This window comes from Terriglobus saanensis SP1PR4, from assembly GCF_000179915.2.
GTDB lineage: Bacteria > Acidobacteriota > Terriglobia > Terriglobales > Acidobacteriaceae > Terriglobus > Terriglobus saanensis.
Window position 1 is genome coordinate 797565 of the sequence record NC_014963.1, and the last position, 19949, is coordinate 817513.

16 protein-coding genes are annotated in these 19949 nt (G+C 60.6%); 8 read left to right on the forward strand and 8 right to left on the reverse strand.

All coding sequences use genetic code 11. From position 1 onward, the window contains the following. The first annotated feature begins 49 nt into the window (after positions 1 to 49). Both ACIPR4_RS03285 and ACIPR4_RS03290 read left to right on the forward strand, forming a co-directional pair. Entirely contained in the window at positions 50 to 4852 is a 4803-nt protein-coding gene (locus ACIPR4_RS03285; RefSeq protein ID WP_013567227.1) for a DEAD/DEAH box helicase, read from the forward strand. Next, a complete protein-coding gene (locus tag ACIPR4_RS03290; RefSeq protein WP_013567228.1) occupies positions 4845 to 5750 on the forward strand; it encodes an Fpg/Nei family DNA glycosylase in 906 nt (301 codons plus the stop codon). The genes ACIPR4_RS03285 and ACIPR4_RS03290 overlap by 8 nt, the downstream gene beginning before the upstream one ends. A 21-nt stretch (positions 5751 to 5771) precedes the next feature. Here the strand turns inward: ACIPR4_RS03290 and ACIPR4_RS03295 are convergent, their stop codons facing one another. From ACIPR4_RS03295 to ACIPR4_RS03315, 5 genes are read right to left on the reverse strand one after another with little or no spacing between them, the layout of a single operon-like run. Then, the gene (locus ACIPR4_RS03295; RefSeq protein ID WP_013567229.1) at positions 5772 to 6956 is read right to left on the reverse strand and encodes an acyltransferase family protein; all 1185 of its coding nucleotides are present in this window, start codon (positions 6954 to 6956) and stop codon (positions 5772 to 5774) included. A 32-nt stretch (positions 6957 to 6988) separates the two neighbouring features. Then, positions 6989 to 9520, reverse strand: a complete 2532-nt coding sequence (locus tag ACIPR4_RS03300; protein ID WP_013567230.1) for a transglycosylase domain-containing protein — start codon at positions 9518 to 9520, stop codon at positions 6989 to 6991. 28 nt (positions 9521 to 9548) lie between these two features. Next, entirely contained in the window at positions 9549 to 11309 is a 1761-nt protein-coding gene (locus ACIPR4_RS03305; RefSeq protein ID WP_041585900.1) for a proline--tRNA ligase, read from the reverse strand. 49 nt (positions 11310 to 11358) lie between these two features. Then, positions 11359 to 12231 carry a TlpA disulfide reductase family protein gene (locus tag ACIPR4_RS21400; RefSeq protein WP_013567232.1) on the reverse strand — a complete coding sequence of 291 codons (873 nt, stop codon included), beginning with the start codon at positions 12229 to 12231 and terminating at the stop codon, positions 11359 to 11361. Positions 12232 to 12254: 23 nt separating this feature from the next. Further along, positions 12255 to 13232: a KpsF/GutQ family sugar-phosphate isomerase gene (locus ACIPR4_RS03315; RefSeq protein WP_013567233.1), complete on the reverse strand. Its 978-nt coding sequence runs from the start codon at positions 13230 to 13232 to the stop codon at positions 12255 to 12257. 63 nt (positions 13233 to 13295) lie between these two features. On the opposite strand from ACIPR4_RS03315, the gene ACIPR4_RS03320 reads away from it, so the two are divergent. Continuing rightward, the gene (locus ACIPR4_RS03320; protein ID WP_013567234.1) at positions 13296 to 13898 is read left to right on the forward strand and encodes a TlpA family protein disulfide reductase; all 603 of its coding nucleotides are present in this window, start codon (positions 13296 to 13298) and stop codon (positions 13896 to 13898) included. Beyond that, positions 13898 to 14377 carry a protein-disulfide reductase DsbD domain-containing protein gene (locus ACIPR4_RS03325; protein ID WP_013567235.1) on the forward strand — a complete coding sequence of 160 codons (480 nt, stop codon included), beginning with the start codon at positions 13898 to 13900 and terminating at the stop codon, positions 14375 to 14377. The genes ACIPR4_RS03320 and ACIPR4_RS03325 overlap by 1 nt, the downstream gene beginning before the upstream one ends. 222 nt (positions 14378 to 14599) lie before the next feature. Here ACIPR4_RS03325 and gltX read toward each other — a convergent pair whose 3' ends face one another. Further along, positions 14600 to 16096 carry a glutamate--tRNA ligase gene (gene gltX, locus ACIPR4_RS03330; protein ID WP_013567236.1) on the reverse strand — a complete coding sequence of 499 codons (1497 nt, stop codon included), beginning with the start codon at positions 16094 to 16096 and terminating at the stop codon, positions 14600 to 14602. Positions 16097 to 16171: 75 nt separating this feature from the next. Here gltX and ACIPR4_RS03335 point away from each other — a divergent pair, with 75 nt between their 5' ends. Both ACIPR4_RS03335 and ACIPR4_RS03340 read left to right on the forward strand, forming a co-directional pair. Next, entirely contained in the window at positions 16172 to 16417 is a 246-nt protein-coding gene (locus tag ACIPR4_RS03335) for a type II toxin-antitoxin system Phd/YefM family antitoxin (RefSeq protein ID WP_013567237.1), read from the forward strand. A gap of 2 nt (positions 16418 to 16419) precedes the next feature. Next, positions 16420 to 16794, forward strand: a complete 375-nt coding sequence (locus tag ACIPR4_RS03340; protein WP_013567238.1) for a type II toxin-antitoxin system VapC family toxin — start codon at positions 16420 to 16422, stop codon at positions 16792 to 16794. Positions 16795 to 16870: 76 nt separating this feature from the next. Here the strand turns inward: ACIPR4_RS03340 and ispF are convergent, their stop codons facing one another. Then, complete coding sequence (gene ispF / locus ACIPR4_RS03345) at positions 16871 to 17479, reverse strand: 2-C-methyl-D-erythritol 2,4-cyclodiphosphate synthase (RefSeq protein ID WP_013567239.1); 609 nt, start codon at positions 17477 to 17479, stop codon at positions 16871 to 16873. A gap of 83 nt (positions 17480 to 17562) precedes the next feature. Between ispF and ispD the strand changes: the two genes are divergently transcribed. Beyond that, positions 17563 to 18276, forward strand: coding sequence for a 2-C-methyl-D-erythritol 4-phosphate cytidylyltransferase (ispD, locus tag ACIPR4_RS03350; protein WP_013567240.1), 714 nt, complete (start codon positions 17563 to 17565; stop codon positions 18274 to 18276). On the opposite strand, the gene ACIPR4_RS03355 is transcribed toward ispD, so the two are convergent. Then, complete coding sequence (locus ACIPR4_RS03355; protein ID WP_245536440.1) at positions 18277 to 18795, reverse strand: GNAT family N-acetyltransferase; 519 nt, start codon at positions 18793 to 18795, stop codon at positions 18277 to 18279. On the opposite strand from ACIPR4_RS03355, the gene tilS reads away from it, so the two are divergent. Then, complete coding sequence (tilS, locus tag ACIPR4_RS03360; protein WP_187290242.1) at positions 18780 to 19847, forward strand: tRNA lysidine(34) synthetase TilS; 1068 nt, start codon at positions 18780 to 18782, stop codon at positions 19845 to 19847. The two genes, ACIPR4_RS03355 and tilS, sit on opposite strands and share 16 nt — an antisense overlap. Positions 19848 to 19949: the final 102 nt, after the last annotated feature.

Genomic DNA, 19949 nt, shown 5'->3' on the forward strand with positions numbered 1-19949 from the left:
GGTGCTGGGTGGGCTTTTCCGGCATCCTATGACGGAGGGACGAGGCTCAATGGCGGCGAAGAGATCCGGCGGGTCGAAAACGGTGGTGGCTGCGCCCGTTGCGGATGCGCTGGAGCTGTTTCATCCGATCACGGCGGAGTGGTTTCGGGCGGTCTTCGAGGCTCCGACTGTGCCGCAGACGGAGGGTTGGCCCGCGATTGCGAAGGGTGAGTCGACACTCATCCTGGCCCCCACGGGAACGGGCAAGACACTGACGGCGTTTCTCTGGTGCCTGGACAGATTAATGCTCTCCGCACCTCCGAAGGAAGAAGGCTGCCGCGTGGTGTACCTGTCACCGCTGAAGGCGCTGGCGGTGGATGTGGAGCGCAATCTGCGGTCTCCGCTGGCAGGCATCGCGAACATGGCGCAGAGGGCGGGTGTGCCGTTTCATATGCCGACGATCAGTGTGCGCACGGGCGATACACCGGCGGCGGACCGGGCGCGGTTTGTGCGGCATCCCGGAGACATCCTGATCACGACGCCGGAGTCGCTGTACCTGATGCTGACTTCGAATGCGGGAGAAGCGTTGCGTTCGGTGGAGACGGTGATCATCGACGAGATCCATGCGCTGGTGCCGACGAAGCGCGGGGCGCACATGGCGCTTTCGTTGGAGCGGCTGGAGGCTTTGACAGCCCGCCTGTTGCAGCGGATCGGGTTGAGCGCAACGCAGAGGCCGCTGGAGGAGGTGGCGCGGTTTCTGGGTGGAGCGGAAGGGCTCAGCGAGTCCGGAGTCCAGCGAGTCAGCGGGTCAGCGGGTCAGCAAGTCAGCGAAGCCGCTTTGACCGATGCACGCGATGCTGCAGAGGAGAAGCCTGAAGCAGGTGTGGCGGGGATTCAGTTTCGGCCTGTGACGATTGTGAATGCGGGTGCACGGAAGGTGCTGCAACTGACGGTCGAGGTGCCGGTGGAGGACATGGCACGGCTCGGCGAGATTCAGGAGACGCCGAGCGGACCGGCTTCGCAGGGGCCGAAGAGGACTTCCATCTGGCAGTCGATTCATCCGCGTCTGTTGGAGATTATTCGTGAGCACCAGTCGACGATTCTGTTTGTGAATGCGCGACGGATTGCCGAGCGGATCGCGGGCGCGATCAACGAGCTTGCAGGCGAAGAGATTGCGCGGGCGCATCATGGGTCACTTGCGGCTTCGCAGCGCAGTGAGATTGAGGAGATGCTGAAGGCGGGTACGATTCGCGCGCTGGTGGCGACATCTTCGCTGGAGCTTGGCATCGATATGGGAGCGGTCGATCTGGTGATTCAGATTGAAGCGCCGCCTTCGGTTGCAAGTGGCATGCAGAGGATCGGGCGCGCGGGGCACCAGGTGGGCGCGCCCTCGAAGGGAATTATTTTTCCGAAGTATCGTGCGGACCTGATTGCATGCGCTGCGGTGACGCAGGCGATGCACGAGGGGCATGTGGAGTCGACGCGCTTCCTGCGTAACGCGCTCGATGTGCTGGCGCAGCAGATGGTCGCGACGATTGCGCATCCTCCGCTCAACGTGGAGCAGGCGGAGCGGAGAGCGAAGAAGCATCGCAGTGAAGAGGATGAGTCGCCCGGTATTTCTTATGACGCGTTGCTGCGTCTGGTGCGGAGTTGCGCGGGCTATGCGGGGATAAGTACGTCGGTCTTCGATGGTGTGCTGGACATGCTGGCGGGACGCTATCCATCGGATGAGTTTGGAGAGTTGCGGCCGCGTGTGACGTGGGACCGCAATCGGCAGTGGCTTACGCCGCGTCAGGGTGTGAAGAAGATTGCCGTCTTGAATGGTGGAACGATTCCGGACCGTGGTTTGTACGGCGTCTTTCTTTCGGGGGAACGTTCGAAGCCGATTCGAGTGGGCGAACTGGATGAGGAGATGGTCTTTGAAGCGCGTACGGGAGAGACGTTTATCCTTGGCGCTTCCACGTGGCGCATCGATGAGATTACGCACGACCGCGTGCTGGTGAGTCCTGCACCGGGTGAGCCGGGCAAGATGCCGTTCTGGCGAGGCGATCAGGCGGGAAGACCGTTGGAGTTTGGGCGGCGTATTGGGGCGTTGATTCGCGAGTTGCGGGACATGCCGCGGAGTGTTGCGTTGACAAGACTCACGCGCGAACACGATCTGGATGCGCTGGCGGCGGAGAATCTATTGCGCTACCTCGCCGATCAGGAAGTGGCGACGGGGCAGGTGCCCGACGATCGCACGATTGTCGTGGAGCGTGTGCGGGATGAGCTGGGTGACTGGCGTGTATGCGTGCTGACGCCGTTTGGATCGCGCGTGCATGCGCCGTGGGCGATGGCGGTCATGGGTCGGATTCGCGCAGCGGGTGGCGCGGAGGTGGAGGCGATGTGGAGCGAAGATGGATTTGTGCTTCGCTTTCCTGAGACCGATGCCGCGCCTGAAGTGGAGCAGTTTTTTCCTGAAGCTGCGGAGGCTGCGGATTTCGTGCAGCGGCAGTTGGGATCGACAGCGTTATTTGCGGCAAAGTTTCGTGAGTCCGCAGCGCGCGCGTTGTTGCTGCCTCGCCGCAGAGCGGATGGGCGCACACCGCTGTGGCAGCAACGGAAACGCGCGTATGACCTGCTGAGTGTAGCGTCACGCTATCCGCAGTTTCCGATGTTGCTGGAGGCGTACCGCGAGTGTCTGCGCGATGTCTTCGATATGCCCGCGCTGATGGAGATTCTGCGCGGCGTGGGGCAGCGCCAGATTCGTGTGCATACGGTGGATTCGCGAACGCCTTCACCGTTCGCTTCAGCGCTGTTGTTTTCGTACGTGGCAAATTACATCTACGACGGCGATGCGCCGCTGGCCGAGCGCCGCGCGCAGGCGTTGTCCATCGATCAGGACCAGTTGCGTGAGTTGCTGGGCGATGCCGACCTGCGTGAGTTGCTGGATCCGGCGGCGATTGAAGAGACCGAGGAGCAGTTACAGAATCTCGCGCCGGATTACAAGGCGCGGTCGATGGATGCGGTGCATGATCTGCTTCTGCGGTTGGGAGATCTGCGGCGTGATGAACTGCTGGCGCGCGTGACTTCACCTGAGGTGGCGCTGACGGTGGATCGTCTGATCAAGGCGCGGCGTGTGCTGGAGCTTTTGATCGGTAGAGAGAAGCGGTTGATCGCGGTGGAGGATGTGGCGCGGTATCGCGATGCCCTGGGGATACCGCTTCCGCCTGGATTGCCGACGGCTCTGCTGGAGGCCGCGCCGGATGCGGCGTTGGACCTGGTCAGACGATTTGCGCGAACGCATGGGCCGTTTATCACGCAGCAGGTGGTCGATCGATTCGGTCTGCCTGCAACTCAGGTAGAAGCGTTGTTGCAGCGTTTGATCCAAAGTGGACGCGTGATGGAGGGCGGCTTCCGTCCGGGTGGAGTCCATCGCGAGTGGGTGGACGTTGAGGTGTTGCGCACAATTCGCCGAAGGTCCCTGGCGAAGCTGCGCAAGGAGATTGAGCCGGTGGAGCAGCAGACGCTGGCGCGTTTGTTTACGCATTGGCAGGGCGTGATCTCGCCTCGTCGCGGCTTGGATGCTTTGCTGGACACAATTGAAAATCTTCAGGGTGCGCCGTTGCCTGCGTCGCTACTGGAGGCGGAGATTTTGCCTGCGAGAATCGCGGGATACAAATCTTCGGATCTGGATACGCTGATCGCGGCGGGTGAGGTGCAGTGGGCTGGCTTTGATCCGATTGGCGAGAAGGATGGTCGCGTTGGTCTGTATCTTGCGGAGAAGCTGCCTGCGCTTTGGCCGATTGCGCCTTCTGTTGTGAGTGCTGCGATTGCGGAGGCTTCGCCGTTGAAGGAGCGCGAGGACGCGGTCGTGGAGTATCTACGCGGACATGGTGCGACGTTCTTTCAGAATCTGCATGATGGTGTGGGCGGCGGATATCCGAATGACACGCTCGATGCGCTGTGGAATCTTGTGTGGCGCGGTGCGGTGACGAACGATGCGTTCCAGGCGCTGAGGGCCTACACGCAACGCGGCGCGGCGAAGGTGAATGGAAGACAGCCACGACGCGTGCACCAGCAGGGTGGGGGATTTCGTTCGCGTAGAACTACGCCGCCGACGGGGCAGGGGCGATGGGCCCTGCATCCAGCGTTGCATCTCGCACCGCGCAATCCTACGGAGTGGAGTCATGCGGAGGCGCATCAGTTACTCGCGCGCTACGGTGTGGTGTTTCGAGAGACGGCGCATGCGGAGAATCTGGCGGGTGGCTTCTCTGCGATCTATGACGTGATGAAGGCGCTGGAGGAGAGTGGAAAGATTCGGCGCGGCTACTTCGCTGCGGACTTAGGTGCGACGCAGTTTGCTCTGCCTGTTGCCGTGGATCTGTTGCGCTCTTTGCGCATGACACGCACAGAGGCGGATGAGGAGATGGTCGTGCTGGCGGCGACGGACCCAGCGAATCCTTACGGAGCGCTGTTGAAGTGGCCTGCTCCGCCCGATGCCACAAGTTCGCTGACGCGGAGCGTGGGTGCGCGTGTGGTGCTGGCGGATGGTGCATTGTCGGCCTACCTGCGCCGAGGCAATCCGAATCTGCAGGTGTTTCTGCCGGAAGAAGAGCCTGCGCGTGGAAAGAGAATGCAGGCGCTGGCGCGGTACTTCGTGATCATGGCGCAGCGTGGGTATGGGCATGAGAACGACGATGCGATGCAGGGCGAGCAGTCGCGCACGGGGATGTTGATTCAGAGTGTGAATGGCGTAGCCGTGGCGGAACATCCGATGGCGCGGGTTCTGCTGGATGCGGGATTCCAGGCGGCTCCGATGGGGTTTAATCTGCGTCGGAATCTGCCGCCGTTAATGACATCGGGTACACGCATGGAGCCGCCACGTGCCTGAGGGGGATACCTTATTTCGTGCGGCGCGGGCTCTGGCAAAAGTCCTTGAAGGCAGAACGGTGACTGCTTTTGAGACGGCGTATGCGAAGCTGGCGAGCGTGAATGATGATCGGCCAGTGCTGGGGCGTGTGATCGAAAAGGTAGAGGCGCGGGGCAAGTGGCTGCTAATACACTTCTCGGGCGATCTGATCCTGGTGACGCACATGTTGATGAGCGGCTCGTGGCATATCTATCGCACGGGGGAGAAGTGGTGGTCTCCGCGCAGCGCCATGCGTGTGCGCGTGGCGGTGGAGGGGGTCGAAGCGGTGGCGTTTAACGTGCCTGTGGCGGAGTTTCATACGACGGCTTCGTTGAAGCGCGATGCGATGGTGGAGAAGCTGGGGCCGGATGTTTTGTCCGCGAGTTATTCGGGCGATGTGGGATTGGTCGCGTTGCAGAAGCGTATGGTTTCGCATCCTGACGATGAGATTGCGAATGTGTTGCTGAATCAGCGCGTGCTGGCTGGGTTGGGAAATGTCTACAAGAGCGAGGTGTGTTTTGCGGCGCGGGTGCATCCGTTTCGTGCAATGCGGACGTTGACGGTCGACGAGATGCAGCAGATGGCGGATGTCTCGCAGCGGTACATGCAGGCGAATGTGCTGGATGGTGCAGGGGATGGGATTGTGACGTACTCGGGCAACCGGCGAACGACACGTTCGGCCAATGCTGCGGACAGGTTATGGGTGTATGGGCGGCGCGGTCTTGAGTGCCGGCGGTGTGGTGGGATTGTGGAGATGCGGAAGCAGGGGGTGGGCGCTCGGAGTACGTATTGGTGTCCTGATTGCCAGCCCTGGGTGGGTGAGGGGGAGGCGATGAAGGGATGGAATACGCCGATTCGGCGGACGCGGATGAGTTGCTAGCAGTTTTACTCCGTCATGCAGTTAAAACTCTTCGTCGGCTTGGCTCGGACGAAGGATCTCCTGCGAGGCTGGAATCAATCTGGTCTTTCGTTGTGTGGCGCGGTGCTCAAGATGAGCGATGACTTTGCGTCCCAGGCGGATCCCTGGTTCTTCCAGGAAGAACCAGGTGAGATAGCTCAGAGGAAGCGCGGTTAGAAGCAGAGTCACGACGACGGTGAAAAAACTGGAAAGAGGCGTCGTCAACCAACGCGAGTAGTGCCCATGAGTGGCCCAGTCAAACCAGCGGAGACGATCAATTCTGGCAACGATCACAAAGACGTGCCACAGGTAAAGACTGAACGATAAGCGCCCGAGCGCTCGAGTGATTGCATTGACGAAGAAAGACCAGGGGTTGAGGGCCAGGGCCAGAATAAACAAAAAGAAAATAAGCGAGGAGAGATAGAGGCGCCGATCCTCAAAGGGGATATTCAGATCGAAGAGCGCGGCTGCGATGAGCAGAAGAAGGAAAGAGATCTGCCGTGCAGCTTTGGTAGAAGTCAATCGTGACGGCACGACGTAGTCTTTGACAATGTAGTAGGCCACGATGCCCATGCCAAAGATACCGAGCTCCACTGGAATTCCAACGGATCGCAGATAGACGATGGTTGTGCCACTGGCTGATGGTAGATGTCGTAAGAGAAGAAGCGATCCGAATCCGAAGACAATTGCCGTGGTACAGGTGAATGCGATCGCTTTGTTCAGGGTGTTGATCCACCTGTGAAGGAGGGGCAACAACATGTAGAAAGCGAATTCTGTTCCGATCGTCCAGCCGGCGAGCGGGCCTGCAAAAATGGCTGGCGGATAGAGGCCGTTCAAAAAGAGCGCGGCGAGGACTATTTGCAAAGCCGGGGTTGGAACCGGGTGATAGGCCACGTACCGCAAGAGGAACATGAAGTAGAAGAGCGGCGCGATTCGAAAGACGCGGCGCAAATAGAAGTTCAGTGTTGGATGCTGCTCTACCTTTCGGTGATCGAGTGAAAGGTAAAGCGTGAAGGCGCTCACCATGAAAAAGAGCTGAACCCCGCGCCGTCCCCAAAAGGTAAGATCCCACTGCCAGTTTCCTGGAGGGTATGCGGTGCTTCCAACGTGCACGAGGATAACGGCAGCAACGGCCCATCCGCGGAGAGCGTCCAGATACCCTAAGTGCCACCGTTCGCGTTTCGCCATGGGATCCATTTCCGGTGATCGATGAATCCGTATCAGGGTTGTGGATTGGGCTGAGCTTCTGGTTTGTCCTTGCCAGCGCCAAAAAGTTTCTGGAAGAAGTTCCGTTTCTTCGGCTGTGGTTCGGCGGGGGTGCCGTCGGGATTCATCGTGGGGATGGCGGGCTCTTTGGGAGCCTCATTGTTACTGCTGCCTGCGCCGAAGATCTTGCTCAGGATGCCGCCCTCGTTATCGCCCATACGTGAGCAGGTGTTTTGCGGCTGGGTGCCGTTGAGGAAGGCGGCGGAGTAGTCGTTGGGACAGGTCTCGTCCGCGAGTTGGTTGGTGCCCTTGTCGATGCGGTAGACGCTGACGCCGTTGGGTGGCGTGAAGGGCTTCATGTCCGAGTACTGCGGGAGCTTGATGGCGCGGTTCATGAACTCGGCCCAGATGGGCGCGGCGGCGAGCGCACCGGAGAGCTTGATATCCGTATAGTCGTCGTTGCCGACCCAGACGATGCAGATGAGGTTCGACGTGTAGGCCGCGAACCAGACATCGTGACTGGTACCGGTCTTACCCGCTGCGGGAGCGGTGAATCCACGCTTCCGGACCTCGTAGCCGTAGCCGAAGTTCATCACGCCTTCCATGAGCGAAGAGGTGAGGTAGGCGGCGCGGGGATCCATGACCTGACGCGCTTCCGGCGTGAAGTCGGCGACGACTTCACCGCGATCGTTGCGGACAGAGGAGAGCATCCAAGGGTTCAGGTGCACGCCGTTGTTGGCAAAGACGGTGTAGGCACCTGCCATGTCGAGCGGTGTGGCATCGTAGGCTCCGAGTGAGACAGCAGGAGTGCCGCGCGCGGCGGTGATGCCGGAGGCGCGTGCCAGTGCGGCGACGTTCTCAAACCCGACCTGCTGGCCGAGCGAGATGGTCGCGTTGTTGAGCGACTGCGCGAGGGCCACGATGGCGGGAACGCTGCCGTGGAAGTGATCCTTGTAGTTGCGCGGGTTGTAGGTCTGGCGGCCGTTGTCGAAGGTGAAGGTCGTCGGTTCGTCGTTGAGGATGGTGGTCGCCGTGAAGACGTTGCCGTCAGAGAGTGGAGTTCCATTGACGGCCTGCACGTTGGCGGCGGCGTAGACGAAGGGCTTGAAGATCGATCCCGTAGGGCGTTTGGCAACGGCGTGATTCAGTTGCGAGGTTCCGTAGTTGCGACCGCCTACGAGTGCGAGCACCTGGCCGGTGTGGGGATTCAACGCGATCAGCGAGACCTGCGGATACGTGATTGCGCTATCGCCGTGATGGAGTTTGCGGACCTGCTCGTCCACGTTCTGCATACCGATGGCGACAGCGGCGGAGGCGGCCTTCTGCAGGTCGGGGTCAAGCGAGGTGTAGATACGCAGAGCGCCGCGCGCATTGTCCGAGTCGCCGAGTCGCTGCACGAGCTGGTCGTGCACGAGATCGACGAAGTAAGGAGCTTCGCTGGCGTCTACGTTGGGCGAAGCGAGGTGGATGGGCTCGGCCTTGGCGCGTTCTGCTTGCGCGGGGGTGAGCGCTTCGGTCTCCACCATGGACGAGAGTACGAGGTTGCGGCGTTCGAGCACGCGGTCCATGTGCTTATAGGGGTTGAAGTAGCTAGGCCGCTGGATGATGCCCGCAAGCATGGCGCACTCGGAGGTGTCGAGCTGCTTGAGGTCTTTGCCGAAGTAGGCCTGGGCGGCTTCGGAGAAGCCGGCGACGGCGAAGGAGCCACGCTGTCCCATGGGGATCTGGTTGGCGTACATCTCGAAGATCTGCTGCTTGGTGAAGCGCGCTTCGAGCTGGAAGGAGATCATGATCTCGATCAGCTTGCGCTTGAATTTCTTCTCCGGAGAGAGAAAGAAGCCGCGCGCGAGCTGCTGCGTGATCGTCGAGCCGCCGCAGTTCTTTTTGCCGGAGAGGAGATCGCCGACGGCGCAGCGGATGGTGCGGCCCACGTTGATGCCGGAGTGGTCGAAGAAGCGGCGATCTTCAATCGCGGTGACGGCTTGCACCATGCGCGGAGGGATGTCTTTGTACGTGACAAGTCGTCGCTTGGTGCGGTTCTTGTCTTCGGAGAGGCCGGTGATGAGCTGTGGTTCGAGCTCGTAGGCGCTGAGAGCGACGCCGTTTTCTGCGGTGATGGCGGTGACCTGACCGTCGGGCGTGGTGATGGTCGCGCCGTCCGTGGAATGGAAGCTCTGCGGACCGGGCTTGATCATGATGCTGTCGCCGTTGAGCTGGAAGCTGCCGAGCTGATCGTTGGAGTTGTAGCCAGCGCGGCGCAGCTCGGAACCGATCAGCTCAGCGGTCATCTTCTGGCCGACACGGACTTCACGCGGCCCCGCGTAGATCTGCGAGGTGCTGGCGAAGAGCGGGCCGTTGTTCAGGCGATCGTCTACGACGTGCTGATACTTGTAGTAATAGAAGCCAAAGACGGCCGCACCGACGACGAGGCAGGCGAGACCGACGACGAGGAAGAAGCGAAGCGCGCGGTGCAGAAAGGGATCTCTTCCGCCACGGACCGCACTGTTGGAGTCGTACTGTCCTTTGTACTTGACCTTCACTGCCACGGTGTCACCTGGTCTTCCTTGGAGCTGCTTACTGCTTGATCGCTGCCTGAAGCTGGGGAACGACTTCGTTGACCGCGCACTCGATGGTGTTGCCTGTGAGTCGGTCAACGAGTTCTACGAGGCCGTCGACAAGTTTCTTGCCGACGTTGACACGGTACGGCACGCCGATCAGGTCGGCGTCTTTGAATTTGACGCCTGCAGACTGGTCACGGTCATCCAGCAAAACATCAAAACCTGCAGAGTCGAGCGCTTTGGCGATGGTTTCGCCTGCTTCCGCCAGCGTCGCGTCGCTCTGTTTGGTGACGGTGACGATGACCTGGAAGGGAGCGATGGAGGCGGGCAGGGCGTAGCGAATGTCGCCGCGATCGCTCAGGCCCATCGATGCCGCGGAGCGTTCCATGGCAGCGGTGAGGATGCGCTCGATCCCGATGCCGTAGCAGCCCATGATCGGCATGGTTTCTTTGCCGTTCTGGTCGAGGACGCGCGCGCCCATGCTCTCGGTGTATTTGTAGCCGAGCTTGAAGATATGACCAATCTCGACGGCCTTCCCGAGACGCAAGGGTTGGCCGGTGATGGGGTCGGGCTCGCCTTCGTTGATGTTGCGGATGTCGGCGATGACTGTTGGTTTGAAGTCGCGGCCCGGCGTCACATTGCGGAGGTGATGCTCTTCCTTGTTCGCTCCGGCGATGAGGTTAGCGCGGCCTTCGAGGGCTTTATCGAGGACGACGAGCGTCTTCTCGCTGTCGAGGCCGATGGGGCCGAGGTATCCAGCAGGCGCATTGAAGGTGGCGAAGATCTCCTCCGCAACCATGGGGCGTAGTTCCGCACCGGCGACGAGCGAACCGAGCTTGGCTTCGTTGAGCTGGTGGTCGCCGCGCAGGAAGGCCACGACGGCCTTGGTCTTCACAACACCCTTGGCGTCTGCGGGCCATGTGGCAATGAGGGCCATGGTCTTCATCTGGTGATGCTGCGCGACGTTGAGGAACGCGCTCACATCGTCGATGGTCTTCTGGCCGGGGGTGTGAACGAGCTCCGGTGCGGCCTCGCCGGGAAGGTCTTCGACCGTGACGAGGGTACTGGTGGCCTTTTCAATGTTGGCCGCATACTGGCCGTCGGGTGAGCTGGCGATGAGGTCTTCACCTGCTTCGGTGTAGACCATGAACTCCTGCGACTGCGATCCGCCCATGGCGCCCGAGTCGGCTTCTACGGCGACGAAGGAGAGGCCGCAGCGCGTGAAGATGCAGCGATAGGCTTCATCGTGCAGCTTGTAGCTGACGTCGAGGCCCTCTTCGTTGAGATCGAAGGAGTACGAATCCTTCATGGTGAACTGGCGCACACGGAGCAGGCCGCTCTTGGGGCGGGGCTCGTCGCGGAACTTGGTCTGGATCTGGTACCAGATCTGGGGCAGCTGCTTGTAGCTGCGGATCTCCGAGCGCGCGATGGAGGTCATGACTTCTTCATGCGTCATACCCAGGCAGAGATCCGCTCCCTTGCGGTCCTTGAGACGAAACATGTTATCGCCCATGCCGGTCCAGCGGCCGCTCTCCTGCCAGACCTCGGCGGGGTTCAGGGCAGGGAGATACATCTCCTGTCCGATGCGGTCCATCTCTTCGCGCACGATGGCTACGATCTTGTTGATGGAGCGCGTGGCGAGGAAGAGGTAGCTGTAGAGGCCCGCGCCGAGCTGACGGACGTAGCCTGCGCGGAGAAGGATCTGGTGACTGGCAACGACGGCGTCTGCCGGGGCCTCGCGGAGGGTAGGAATGAAGAGTTTTGACCAACGATGCATAAGTGTTGATTCTAACTGGCTGGCCGGAGCGATGGGCTGAATGAGCGCCTTAGTGGATGCCCGCTTTCGCCAACTTTGCAAGAAGCTGCCTCTCCGTAAGCATATTGACGGATTGAGCGACGAGCTTGCCTTCCCGGTCGAAGATGAAGTTGCGCGGAAGGTCGTCCACGTGAAAACTGTCGGACACCTTGCCCTCCGGATCGAAGAGAACAGTGGACTTGTACCCCATGTCACTGATGAACGGTGTGACTTTGGCGGTGTCTTCTTGTGTGATCGACAGAACGACGAGACCCTGGCGCGCGAAGCGAGCGTGAAGGGCATCGAGGTCTGGCATCTCCTTACGGCAGGGCGGGCACCAGGTAGCCCAGAAGTTAACCACAACCACCTTGCCGCGCAGATCGGAGAGCTGTACCTTCTGGCCCTTGAGAGCATCCAGGGTGAAGTCCGTTTTCTGGATCTCCGCTTCCTCCTGCGCAAGAATCTCCTGGGCGCGGTCGATCTCCGGCCCCTTGAGATCCGTGGTCATACCCTCGAAGCGCACGAGCTTTGCCAGCAGCATGTACGGCCGTCCGGGCCGGTTGTTGCGCATCGAAATCGGTGCTTCTTTGATCGCCTGGCTCAGCGTGGTGGTGACGGCCTGGAGCGCCGCCGCGCCGGGATCGCTTTCGGTGGAATAGCTGGCGAAGCCGGTCGCCAGCTTTCGCTTGTCTCCCCCTGCGGGAAGAGCGCGGATCTTCAGCGCAATTTCAGTGGTACGCGCGCCGCGCTGGGCGTCGGGGACCTGCCGCAGGTCTCTGATTTCCCCGGTGATCTCTTTGGTGACATCGTCCGCATCGGGCGTCGCCTGCGCGTTAAGAAACCTGTGCGCAAAGGGCGCTGCGAGGCATATCAAAGCGAGAAAAGCAGTCCGGTGAGCTTTCATGACCGGATTTTATCGCGATCTGCCTAGCGTTCCCAGAGGTCATGCAGATGCAGGACGCCGGTGACGGTGCGGTTGGCATTACAGGCGACGATGGCAGTGATCTTCTTTGCTTCCATAATCGCCAAGGCCGTGGCGGCGAATTCGTTCTCGTCAATCCATGTTGCGTCCGCGTGCAGGACTTCTCCTGCAGTTCGTTCCAGAGCGAAGCCGCCTTCGCGTTCGAGGAGGCGGCGGAGATCGCCGTCACTGATGACACCGAGGAGTTGGCCTTTGGGGCTGAGGACCGTGGTCATGCCGAGACGCTTTTCGCTCATCTCGTGGATGACCTTGAGCAGCGGTGTCTCCGGAGGAACCTGGGGCAGGCGTTCGTTGGCGTGCATCAGTTCGCGTACGCGCTGAAGGCGGTGGCCGAGGCGGCCTCCTGGATGGAGAAGGGCGAAGTCTTCCGGGCGGAAGTTGCGGCGTTGTCCGGCTTCGATGGCCAGAGCGTCGGAAAGCGCCAGCATGGAGGTAGTGGATGCCGTAGGGGCGAGATTCATGCCGCAGGCTTCTATGTCCACGCTGACGTCGAGGACGAGGTCTGCGGCACAGGCAAGCGTGGAACCGGTGCTGCCGCAGAGGGCGATGAGGGCTGCTGCACGGAGCTTCAGGGTGTCGAGCAGGCGGAGAAGCTCTTCGGTTTCACCGGAGTAGGAGAAGGCGATCAGGAGATCGCGTTTGCCGACCATCCCGATGTCGCCGTGTGCGGCCTCCGCTGCATGAAGAAACTGTGCCGGGGTGCCCAAAGAGTTAAGAGTGGCGACGAACTTCTGCGCGATATGGCCGCTTTTGCCCAAGCCGACGGCGATCACGCGACCACCAGTGTCGGCGCAGGCCACGATGCGGTGAATGGCGTCGTCAATCGAGGCTTTCATGGGGCCGCTCATGCGGTCGGCGAGGCGCATGAGGGCGTCGGCTTCGACGCGGACGCACTCGGCGGGGGTAAGCGGGGAGTTCTCCATCGAACCCGATGCTACCAAAGCAAGGCCGCCGGGAAGCCGATACACTTGAAGAAGGAGTATTCCGTGAAGCGCAATGTCGTGGTTCTTGCCGTTATCGTTCTGTTCGTGGCCGGACTTTTCTGGGCCGGGGTCCACAATGTTCGCCGACGTCACGCCGAAGAAGCGCGCGTGCGGCAACAGCAGATCACGCTGATTCCGGATGGCAAGGCCGGCTCTCCGGTTCCGGATGACGACGTGCCGGACCTTCGCGGCAAGCAGGCGGCAGGCTTCACGCTGGCCACTCTGGAGGGCAAGAAGGTCTCGCTGGCCGATTACAAAGGCCGGCCGGTGATGGTGAACTTCTGGGCGACCTGGTGCGCACCGTGCAAGGTGGAGATGCCGTGGTTTGAAGAGTTCAGCAAAAAATATGAGGGGCAGAAGCTGACCATCCTCGGCATTACGGAAGACGCCGTCAGCAAGGAAGAGGTCCAGAAGGCTGTGAGCAAGACCGGCGTGACGTATCCGATTCTGCTGACGGACAACAAGGTGGATACCGCATACGGCGCGGTCAACTATCTGCCGTCGACGTTCTATATCGGACGCGATGGCAAGATCGTCGCACAGACGGCTGGCCTTGGCAGCAAGGACGACGTTGAGGCAAGTATCAAGAAGATTGTGGGTGAATAATGCGCTTCCTCCTTGCGATGCTTTTGACAGTTTTGCCGGTGGTTCAGACGCAGCAGATTGAAGGCGCGCCTGCGGTCAATAAGCCGAAGGGCCATGTGGTGTTTGTTCCCGAGGCGCAGGTGATCGCGGCGAATAAGGCGACGACACTGGTCCTCCACTTTTCCGTGGAGGAAGGCTTCCATATCAACTCGCACACGCCGCACTCTGCAACGCTGATTCCGACAAAGCTGGCGGTGCAGGACGACCCGACGGCGAATGTGCGCACGGTGGATTTTCCCAAGGGGCATGACTATAGCTTCGCCTTCGATCCGAAGGAAAAGCTGGATGTGTATACCGGGGATTTTGCGTTGACGCTGCATGTGACGGCGAAGCCGGGTGAGCACACCATTAAGGGCGCTCTGCATTACCAGGCGTGCGATTCTGCGGCTTGTTATCCGCCGCGGTTGCTGCCGGTGGAAGTTTTGTTTACCGCGAAGTAAGCGGGATGTGCCCCATTCTTCGCGGCTTTATCGCGAAGGGTGGGTTCGCGCGGAGCGCACAAACCTGATTTGTCCGAAAGCCGAAACCGGTGCCCCATGTCCCGCTTTTGGGACATGGGTTATGCGCAAAGCGCATCTATCGCTCGAAGAGCGACCCCTAAGGAGATTCTCAAAGAGCAGATCCCGCCGCTACGCTGCGGGATGACAAGAGTCTTCGAAGTTCTATTTCTTGGCGCTGGGTGCGAGCTTCTTCTGCGTATCCACGAAGCGGCGGACGCGGTCGAGCGAACGTGCCTTGCCGAAGACGACGAGCGATTCGAGCAATGGCGGAGAGGCCGTTGAGCCAGTGAGGATCGCGCGCAGAAGCATATAGCCTTCCTTCACGCTCCACTCTTTTGCCGTGAGCAACGCGCGGAGAGCCGCGTCGATCTCTGGCTCCGTCCAGGTTGCGGCTTCGAGAGCAGTGAGAAGATCCACCGTGAAAGCGAGCGTCTCTTCGCGTGTGCGCTTCTTGGGAAGGAAGACTTCTTCCGCAGGCATCACGTTGTCGCGGAAAAGGAAGTCGGCCATGTCGCCTACCTGACCGAGGGTCTCCACGCGCGTCTGGATGAGCGGCACAAGCTGGCGGAGGATCTCATCGGAGAAGACGGTGTTGCGAAGTTCCGTGAAGTACTGCTCCGGCGTCAGTGCGCGGAGATATTCGCCGTTGAGCCACTTCAGCTTGACGAGATCGAAGACCGGCCCGCCGAGCGAGATGCGCTCGAACTGGAACTTCTCGATCATCGCGTCGAGCGTGAAGATCTCGGCGGCGCGGTTCTGTTCGGGCGTGTTGTTGTGGTCGCCCGGCGCGGGCATGCCTCCGCCCATCAGGCCGAGGAAGTTCAGCATCGTCTGCGGAAGGTAGCCCGCCTGGCGATAGTAGATGAGCGAGACAGGATTTTTGCGCTTCGAGATCTTGCTCTTGTCCACATTGCGCAGAAGCGGCATGTGCCAGAAGCGCGGCAGGTCCCAGCCGAAGGCGTTGTAGAGGAGCACGTGCTTCGGCGTGGAGGAGATCCACTCTTCTGCGCGGATGACGTCGGTGATGCCCATAAGATGGTCGTCGACGACGTTGGCAAGGTGATACGTGGGGAAGCCGTCGGACTTCATCAGCACCTGGTCGTCCACGTTGAAGTGGTCGAAGGTGATGTCCTTGCGCAGCTCATCGCGGAAGGTGGTGGAACCCTCTGACGGGACCTTCAGGCGGATGGTGAAGGGCTTGCCCGCTGCGAGGTTAGCGTCGATCACATCCTGTGACAGATTGCGCGAGGCTCCGTTGTACTTCGGCGGCTGCTTGGCGGCGATCTGTGCTTTCCGTGCCGCTTCCAGCTCTTCCGGCGTTTCGAAGGAGCGATAGGCGTGGCCGCTGGCGAGCAGTTTGTCGCAGTATTCGCGGTAGATTTCGGTGCGTTCGGACTGCCGGTAGGGGCCGAAGGGGCCACCGACATCGGGGCCTTCATCCCACTCAAGGCCGCTCCAGCGAAGGGCGTCGAAGATCATCTGTTCGGAGGACGAGACGAAGCGTGTGCGGTCGGTGTCTTCAATGCGCAGGACGAATTTGCCACCACGTTGGCGGGCAAAGATGTAGTTGAGCAGGCCGATATAGGCAGTGCCAACGTGTGGGTCGCCGGTGGGCGAGGGGGCGATGCGGACGCGGATGGGTTTTTGAGTCTCAGGCATGATCCTAATAAGTGTATCCGCTCCTGCGGCGTTGACTAACCTGACCAAGTTGTATACTCGCCGCAGAGGTGAGTCATGGCGGCATACAACATTTATGAAGCGAAGACGCACCTCTCGGCGCTCGTGGAGCAGGCCGTCAATGGCGAAGAGGTCATCCTGGCGAGGGCAGGAAAGCCTGTGGCAAAGATCGTACCCATCAAGGATGAGAAGCGTCCGAAAAAGCGCAAAATCTTCGGCCAGAACTTCCTTGGAATCACTTACGTCGCTCCCGATGCCTTTGATCCAATGACAGAAGAAGAGTTGAAGGAGTGGGGCCTCTAAAGATGGCGAGGTTCCTTCTGGATACTCATGTTCTTATCTGGCTTGACGAGGGTTCTGCCAGGCTGCCTGCCAGTTATCGCCATGCCCTCGAAGATCCTGACAACAAGATCTATCTGAGCGCCGTAACTGCCTGGGAGATCCAGACAAAGAAAGTGAAGTGCGCCCTGGCTTTCGAAGGATCGGTTGCCGCACATGGCGAACGGTTCGGGTTTATCGAGTTGCCCATTACGATCGCGCATGCAGAGGAAGCTGCCGAACTGCCGCCCTTCCACCGTGACCCTTTTGATCGCTTGCTCATAGCGCAGGCGCGAGTGGAAGGATTGACGATGCTCAGCGTGGATGCAGCAGTTCGTCAGTACTCCGTAACCTGCCTCTAAAGGTTTGATTTACGTAGTGTCCAGGCATAAGAGTCGCAATGCCTGACTTTGATGAGAAGCTGCGCCACTTCTCGTCTTAAGTAATGTCGTCGGTATCGAAGGTGGGTTTGCGCCCGAGAGCGCTGGTATCGCGAACGCCGTTGACGAGCGTACGAACCACGACGTCGACGTCGATATCGTCGTCTGCTTCCGCAGTCTTTGTCTTCAGCGTGTCGGGCTCTGCGATGGGCCTGAGCAGAACGGTGCAGTGGGCCACGGCGACGCCGTCCTGGTTGAGGCCTTCGGGAGTTTTTGCCTTGATGCCGACATCGCGCGGGCTGATACAAAGCAGTTCGGCCACCTTTTCGCGGAGTTCCCCAGCGATGGGCACGATCTTGGGCTGCGCGAGAATGAGGACGGTGTCGATGTTGCCAATCTCGTAGCCTGCGGTGGCGATCTCTTCGAGCGCGGTGCGCAGGAAGATGGACGAATCGGCGTTCTTCCAGCGCTGATCGCTGGGCGGAAAGAAGGTGCCGATGTCTCCGGCGGAGACTGCGCCCAGCAGGGCGTCGGTGATCGCATGCAGAAGAACGTCGCCGTCGGAGTGGCCCGCGAGCCCGGAGTGGTGCTCGATCTTGAGACCGCCAATGACGAGGGGGACGTCCGGTTTGAATGCATGCGAGTCGAAGCCGTAACCAATTCTCATAGTCGAAAGAAACCCCTCTTGCCCATTGTCTATGATCCGCGGAGATTTGCGATGAGAAGAAGAGGCGATATACTCCGATTCCTATGCAAGTACACGTGATTCTTCCCGCCGCGGGCATCGGAACCAGGATGGCCGCAGGCACACATAACGTTTCAGCACCCAAGCAGTTTCTGGCCCTTGGTGGTATTCCTATCCTGATTCACAGCCTGCGCGCCTTTGCCGCAGTGCCCTCAGTCACGACGATTCTTGTGGCGGTTCGGGCCAATGAGCGCGAACGCGTGCAGGCGCAGATTGATGAGTATGAGCTTTCCGATCGGGTAAAAGTCGTCGAGGGCGGCGACAGCCGTCAGCAATCTGTGACCAATGCGCTTCATTCTTTGAAGGCCGAAGCGGACGACGTGGTGCTGGTGCACGATGCCGTGCGCCCGTTGATCGATACGGCTTCGATTGAGCGCACGATTGAGGCGATTGCGCGTCATGGCGCTGCCATTGTGGGGCTTCCTGCTGTGGATACGATCAAACAGGTAGATCGCACGGTGGATGGAGCGATCATTGCCACTACCGTTCCGCGTGAGCGCATCGTGATGGCGCAGACGCCGCAGGGCGCGAAGTTTTCGCTGATGAAGCAGGCGTTTGACGAGGCGGAACGCGACGACTTCGTCGGCACCGACGAGGCCAGCCTTCTGGAGCGCGCGGGGATCGAGGTCTCCGTGGTGGCAGGTTCTCCACGCAACCTGAAGATCACGCAGCCTGCGGATCTCGCGCTGGCCGAGTTTTACCTCTCCCAGACGGCGTAACTACTCCCAGCCCTGCGTGTCTTCGTTCAGGCGAAGAATCATCTCGTTGTTTTGGGCAAAGCCGAAGCGCTCGTAGATAGGCCGCCCGAACTTCGAGGCATGCAGGGTGACGACGCCGATGCCGCGCTTTTTGCACTCTTCCACGCTGATACGGAGGAGTTCCTTGGCCAGGCCGCGACCGCGTGCGGCGGGAGCGGTGTAGAAGTTGGTGAGATAGCCCCGCGCCGGGGCGATGTCCATCCAGTGCGGCAGGAAATCCATGATCCAGAGGCCGCAGGCGGCGAGGATGGTGTCGTCTTCCACGGCGAACCAGCCGAGGTAGCTTCCGTCCGCGAGTCGTGGCGTGACCCATTCGGTGAAAGCGGCTTCGAGCTGATCAAACTCCTGTTCAGTGCGGCTGAAATTGTCCGCGAACATGAGGCGGCGCTGGCGCGAGATCGTGGCGGCGTCGTCTACGGTGGCAAGTCGGATTTTGTGCATCTTGTGACGATACGATGAAAGCGATGGCAGATCGCGCAAACCTTCCTTTGAATACCTCGCTTTTCCGACCGGGAGACCGTATCGCCGTGGCCGCTTCGGCTGGCGCGGACTCCACCTCTCTGCTGCTGGCGCTCCATGAGCAGAGAGTCGCCCTGGGAATTGGGCTGTCGGCGGTGCATCTGCATCATGGAACCCGCGGTGCAGAGTCGGACCGTGATCGGGATTTTGTGCAGGCGCTGTGTGCGCGGCTGGACGTTCCCCTGCGTCTGGCGGAATCTGATATTCCCGCGGCTGCCGAGGCCGACGGCGAGACGCTGGAAGAAGCTGCTCGGAATGCGCGTCTTGAACTCTTTCGGACCCTGATGTTGGGTGGCGAAGTGACCATGGTGGCGACGGCCCACACGCAGGACGATCAGGCCGAGACGGTGCTGGCAAAGCTGCTGCGCGGCGCGTGGACTGAGGGTTTAAGCGGCATTCACCCGATCCTCTTCCTCGGCGAGGGCGAGCGTTTGCCGGTGATTCGACCAATGCTCCATCTTTCGCGGGTGCAGGTCGAGGCATTCCTGGAGGCGCGGGGCGAGGCCTGGTGTGAGGATTCCAGCAACACGTCCACAAAGCATATGCGAAACCGGATCCGTCATGACCTGATGCCGAAGATGCGCGAGTTCAATCCGCAGATCGCGTCCGCCTTGGCTACGACGGCAGAGCTGGCACGCGAGGAAGAAGCGCGCTGGGCCATTGAAATCGAACGACTTCTGCCCCAGTTGCTTCTACCGGGAAAGCCGGTGCGCGGGGGAGGCCGGGCGGTAGGAACTGCGTCGGGGGAGTCTGCTTTCTCCCTGGAGATCGAGCGTCTGCGACCGATGGACCTGCCCATGCGGAGGAGAATCCTGCGCGGGGCCGTCAAACGGCTGGGTTTAAGCCTCTCGGCGGCGGATACGCTGCGTCTGCTCCGGCTCGCGGGATTGGCTCCTGCGACGTCTCCGGTAGACCCTACGGTTTCAGCAAAAGTGGGCGCGCGCCTGTCCCTCGGATCGGGTCTGCAGGCGGAGCGGTCGGCGCGGGAACTGCGGCTCTCTCGTACCCGTTAGGCGCGTCCTCCACAGGTACCGTTCCGTTGGTGCTGGCCCCGACAGAAAAATCGTGCGTACGCGTTAACTTTCCTGTCATAAGAGTAGAATCGCAAGACGACA